General features: G+C 48.4%; 5 protein-coding genes and 1 pseudogene. 2 read left to right on the top strand and 4 right to left on the bottom strand.

Annotation, left to right across the window (positions count from 1 at the left end; all coding sequences use genetic code 11):
• The first annotated feature begins 323 nt into the window (after window positions 1-323).
• Window positions 324-1,472, top strand: coding sequence for a tetratricopeptide repeat protein (locus RMO35_RS04890; protein WP_309738970.1), 1,149 nt, complete (start codon window positions 324-326; stop codon window positions 1,470-1,472).
• 476 nt (window positions 1,473-1,948) lie between these two features.
• On the opposite strand, the gene RMO35_RS04895 is transcribed toward RMO35_RS04890, so the two are convergent.
• Window positions 1,949-2,449, bottom strand: coding sequence for a hypothetical protein (locus RMO35_RS04895; RefSeq protein WP_309738972.1), 501 nt, complete (start codon window positions 2,447-2,449; stop codon window positions 1,949-1,951).
• A gap of 195 nt (window positions 2,450-2,644) precedes the next feature.
• On the opposite strand from RMO35_RS04895, the gene RMO35_RS04900 reads away from it, so the two are divergent.
• Window positions 2,645-3,331, top strand: coding sequence for a triacylglycerol lipase (locus tag RMO35_RS04900; RefSeq protein WP_309738973.1), 687 nt, complete (start codon window positions 2,645-2,647; stop codon window positions 3,329-3,331).
• Here RMO35_RS04900 and RMO35_RS04905 read toward each other — a convergent pair.
• From RMO35_RS04905 to RMO35_RS04915, 3 genes and pseudogenes are all read right to left on the bottom strand, one after another.
• Window positions 3,307-3,738, bottom strand: a complete 432-nt coding sequence (locus tag RMO35_RS04905) for a VOC family protein (RefSeq protein ID WP_309738974.1) — start codon at window positions 3,736-3,738, stop codon at window positions 3,307-3,309. The genes RMO35_RS04900 and RMO35_RS04905 overlap by 25 nt on opposite strands.
• Before the next feature lie 41 nt (window positions 3,739-3,779).
• On the bottom strand, window positions 3,780-4,460 hold the full coding sequence (locus tag RMO35_RS04910) for a DnaJ domain-containing protein (protein WP_309738975.1): 681 nt from the start codon (window positions 4,458-4,460) through the stop codon (window positions 3,780-3,782).
• A 143-nt stretch (window positions 4,461-4,603) separates the two neighbouring features.
• Window positions 4,604-4,820 (bottom strand): annotated as a pseudogene (locus tag RMO35_RS04915) (cysteine synthase A); the annotation flags it as partial.

Here is a 4,820-nt window from a genome sequence, read left to right on the forward strand (position 1 = left end):
GCAGCGGATGCTAAGCTGAAGCCCCAGTTTCCCGACCAACCGAACCGGATTGGGGGCTACTAACTCGACGAGTGCGACGCTACGCGATCGAAAAATCCTTGTTAGTTAAATTCCGATCGACAATCGGGCATCCTAATAGAGATGCAGCAGTCGATCGATTCGATAATGACGTTTTTTACAAAAGTTCAAACTATTTATTATCTACGAGCTACCGATTCGACTAAGCCATCATCGCCAACCATCGAAAACTGTTGTCTCGAATCGGGCTAACTCCTCAAGACGATTGTTTGAGATTACTTCATGCCATTAATTATCCTAAATTTATGTTAGAGCAAGCGGCTTCTGCCCTAAATCGTCAGGACTATCAAACTGCCGCCAAACTGATCGCTGCACTCATTTTAGAGCGACCAGACGACTACCAAGTTCAATTGTATGCAGCACAATTGCATGAAGCAACAGACCAGCTCGACAAAGCCCTCGCAGTTTATCGATCCTTGCTCCAACATGCTGTCAATCGGAAGATCGCCACCGAAGCGCGTCAAGGCATCGGGCGGATCGAGCAGCTTCAAGCCCAAATCCAAGCAGCAAAGCTAGTCACAGCCAAAGCTGGCATCGCTCAAAACAGCGAGCCAGGATTTTTGGTACTCGAACCGATGTCCTTAGAACACAAGCAAGCCGTCGTCAAGCAATTTGCGGCAATTATGGAAATCGATCCTTACAGTGCCAAACTTCAGTTACCCAGCCGGGGCTGGCGGCTATATCGGTTGGGACAAATGGGCGAGTTACAATTTTATCGCGATCGATTACTCGCGGCTGGGATTCCCTGTTTTTGTATCTCGCAACACGATACACAGCAGATGTACGTGTTTCAAGTCGGACATTTTCAATCCTTCCATCCCAAAGGCGAAATCGTCTGTACGGACGATCGTGGCGAGCTGCGGACGTTTAATTTTAACTGGTCGGAAGTCACTCAGATCGTCACGGGAATGCTGCCGATTTTTGAAGAAGTGATGGAAATCGATGCCTATCAGCGCACGTTCCGCAAACCGAAAATTCTGGACTATGTAAATGTTTGTGACATCCAATTACGCCATCGGCGGAGTATCTTTAGACTATGTTCGCAAACCTATAATTTTTGTGAGTATAAGCAGTCACTAGAGCGACATCGCCACGAATATGGCGATGTCGCTAGCAGTCAGCTAGATCTCAACCCGAGCGAATTAGTCAACGCGCAACAGCTAGCTACTACCAGCCGCGACAACTGGAAAAATCTCATCTCCCAAATTAGCGAACAAGTCGCACACATTCCCACTCAGACCAATTTTACGCCGTTTGCCGAAACCGCAATCGGCTATCCCGAATCGCTCGGACGTATCGATCCCCACTTAGAATTATTGCGTCGTGCCGATAGTCTCTGGGATCGCGCTTTTCATCTCTACAGTACGCTCTCGATGTGTCGCGATCGTGGGTGAGTCTTGCCCTCAGCCCAGCCCTTAGAAAGCTACGGTCTATATACAAGTAGTGGATATGATGCGTAGTCCTTTACCCCACCCCAGCCCTCCCCTTTCTAAGGGGAGGGAGCATGAAAAGCCCCCCTGCTTGGTGCGCTGTCTTGTCGTTGTCTTGTCTTGACGCGCTCGACCTGGAGGGAACCTCCAGAACGCGCGTCGCTGACGCCAACGAACGGGAGGAAACCTCTCTTGACGCACACAACTCGGAGGTTTCCTCCGAGTTGTGTGCGTCGCTCCCGTTCGTTGGCGAAGCCTTCCCGAAGGGAGCTGCGTCGCTTTTTTATTCGGGGGTAACCCTAGAAATAAAAACGCCGCTAACACTGTCGGGGAACCCGAACAGTGCGCGCATCCGCGCATATTCGGGGGGGTTGGGGGGGTAAATCAACTCCAAACGCGGCTAATTTTTACGGTCGGATCTGTGCTTCTACCCAAGCACATTATTCCTTGCCTTTGCGCTCGGCGGCAGTCGCTTTAAAAGCTTTGGGTTTGTCAACCTGACGTGCCAAATCCAAAAATCCGCGCATGTTGGCACCGGGCATCCGGCGACTGCTATTGGAGGACGGTTTAATCAGGTAGTCGGTGGCGAAGTTCGTAATGGGAGGAGCCGCCGGAGCCGCTACAGGTGCCGGAGCTACTGGCGCTGGTGCAGCTTCTGTTTTCTGAACAGCTTTTTTGTCAACCTTTTTGTCGGCCTTTTTGTCAGCTTTCTTATCGACTTTAACTGTTTCAGGGGTTGCAGTAGCGGTAACTACGACTTCAGTTGTAGTTACCGCTACTGGAGCTGGTGCTGTCGTTACAGTTGCCGCAGGTGCGGTAGGTGCTGGCTCGGGTTTGGCTTTTGCTTTAGTTTCTGCTTTAGCAGGCTGTGATGTAGCATCTTCATCTTCTAGCTGCATGAAGAAACCATCATTTTTTTTGCCAAAAAACTTTTTAAACACGGTAAATTATCTCTCTCATTACATAAAACGAATTATCAATTTTGGTCGCTGGCATGTGCAAGATAAGCTGAGAAAGTTTAACAAAAGTTTACCGATCGGCGGCGATGAGCCACTAGTGTAACTGTCATAAGCCGACCGAGCCGCCCTCGCTAGCTGACCTAAACTGAAAACTGATATCTATTATTATGCCCGATCGTGAAGACCCAATCACCGCTTCAGCCCCATCCAGATTCGCAAAATTCCGTGCGCCGCAACCCCATTTTACTCGTGCATGGATTGATGGATACCAGCCACAAAATGCGGAAAATTGCCAGCTACCTGCGCGATTTGGGCTGGCAAGTCGCGACGATCGATCTCGATGCTAATACTGGCGATACGCGGCTAGAAATCCTCGCCCAACAAGTCGCCAAGCTAGTCGAGCGGACTTTTGCACCTGACGAGCAAATCGATTTGCTCGGCTTTAGTATGGGTGGGCTAGTCAGCCGTTATTATGTCCAGCGCTTAGGTGGCATCGATGCTGCCCTAGGGGACGCGCCGCAAGCAAATAGGCGTCAACGTGTCGGACGGCTAATTACGATTTCTACGCCCCATCAGGGCACGCTGGCAGCTAATTTTTCGACGCGGACTGGCTGTAGACAAATGTGTCCCGATAGTGATTTCATAACAGATCTAAATCGTGATGTTGAGATGTTAAGTCGGGTGAACTTTACATCGATCTGGACGCCATTTGACCTGATTATTTTGCCACCGACTAGCTCGCAACTCGGCATCGGTAGAGAACTCCAAATTCCCGTCCTCACTCACCCGTGGATGGTAGCCGATCGTCGCACGCTGGCTGCGATTTTCGATGCCCTCATTCAACCGATCGAGTCGCCAATTTGAGTGAACTCGCTTGCCCCAAAGATCGCCTCACTCTGGGCATAATATTTGAACTCTAATAAGTTGGTAAAAGGGTCTACTAAAAAGAATGTGCGGTGTTCCGTAATTGCGCCGGGAAATCGATGTTTTGCCGACTGATAAAATTTTAGCTGGCGCTCGATTGCCCGATCGAGTAAGGCTTGCCAATCAGTTAAATTCGGGAACACAATTCCAAAGTGACGCGGGTAAATCCCCTGCTGAGGAGTAACCTCTGTAGTGATGTGCGCGACTAATTGATGACCGTACAGATTGAGAATTATTGAATTTGCTGCCTCTCTACCCACAGTACAACCCAATCCATCGACGTAGAATTTTTTGGTGTCGATGATATTCGCGATCGGGAATGCCAGATGAAAAATAAATTCGCTCATAGCTCGTGGTTAATCTTCAGTAATTAGACACCCTCTACCCTCTATTTATAAACCTTGACTTTCTTATTAGTTTCTCTCTGCAACTGAGCGGCAATTTTAAACATTTCGATGCCATCATGTAGGTAGCTTTCATCATAATTCATAGTATAAAAATTTAACTCCTTCACTCCATCTGATACTTGGTTAATTGTATAGTACAAATTAGCAGCAATCTCGGCAACTAATGAAGGATTGGGCATCGAGTGAAAAATTTTGTCGATCTTCTGTAAATGTTGCTGACATTGATTTACATAAGCCTCAAAATTACCCATTAATTCATCATCGAATGGGTCGGCAGAAAGTTCTTGAATTTGCGTCTTGAGCGGCTTGATGATCCAGTTAATCGTCCGATTTATCGGCTGATAAACTTGATTGAGCCACAGGATTAGTTCTTCGTCCAATTCTCGTCCGACAGTGCGCGGACGGCGGGGAATATGCGCGGCGGATTGTTGTTGGCGGGGGATTGCCACATTCGACTCGAACAAATAATCGTAGGCGCGACGCTGACGCTCGTCGCCTAATACTTCATAAGCAGCGTTGAGCTTGATAATGAGATCGGCGTTAGCTTTGCCACCATTTACATCGGGATGAAATTCTTTAGCTAGCCGCCGATAAGATTGTTTGATCTCATCAGCAGTAGCTTGGGGGGAGACTTGGAGAACTTGGTAGTGCGTTTCTGACATTGAGCGGTGAATGGTGGATGGTGGATAGTGAATGGTGAATAGTGAATAAGGCTTACGATAATTTGATACCCAAGTCTCCCAGTCTCCCAGTCTCCCAGTCTCCCAGTCTCTCAGTCTCCCAGTCCCCTAGTCCCCTAGTCTCTCTAACCAACTTCTGGATCTTGAAACAGCGGCGTACTGAGATAGCGTTCGCCAAAACTGGGCTGGATCATGACAATTAGTTTACCTTTATTTTCAGGGCGACGACCGACTTCGATCGCAGCACATAACGCAGCACCTGTAGAAATACCGGATAATAAGCCTTCCTCTCGTGCTAATCTACGTCCATATTCGATCGCTTGTTGATCTGTTACCTGAATT

The organism is Chamaesiphon sp. OTE_20_metabat_361, assembly GCF_031364565.1.

Bases quoted from the DNA above. Each gene is read 5' to 3' on its own strand.
- RMO35_RS04890 (WP_309738970.1), top strand. From the start codon at position 324: ATGTTAGAGCAAGCGGCTTCTGCCCTAAATCGTCAGGACTATCAAACT.
- RMO35_RS04905 (WP_309738974.1), bottom strand. From the start codon at position 3,738: ATGAGCGAATTTATTTTTCATCTGGCATTCCCGATCGCGAATATCATC.
- RMO35_RS04910 (WP_309738975.1), bottom strand. From the start codon at position 4,460: ATGTCAGAAACGCACTACCAAGTTCTCCAAGTCTCCCCCCAAGCTACT.